General features: G+C 56.8%; 1 pseudogene. It reads right to left on the bottom strand.

Annotated features, from left to right (window positions below):
- Positions 1 to 234 (bottom strand): annotated as a pseudogene (locus RTW80_RS30920) (peptidase domain-containing ABC transporter); the annotation flags it as partial.

Here is a 234-nt window from a genome sequence, read left to right on the forward strand (position 1 = left end):
GAAAAATAGCGCTTATAGCTGATATAGGCGTAAAGCATCCCGATGCTCATCTGCCCTTCCAGGATCAGCCACGCGCCAAAGCAGACCACCAGCAGCTGCTCGGCATTGATCACCAGCAGCGAAGCCACGTCAAAGCGGGCCAGCAGCCGCTCTTTACGCATCAGCCCGGCGATGTGTTCGCGCTGGGATTTATCCATCACCGCATCCCGGGCCTGCTCCATATTGTTCGCTTTG

The sequence above is a fragment of the Escherichia sp. AM3 genome (genome assembly GCF_032029835.1).
GTDB lineage: Bacteria > Pseudomonadota > Gammaproteobacteria > Enterobacterales > Enterobacteriaceae > Escherichia > Escherichia coli.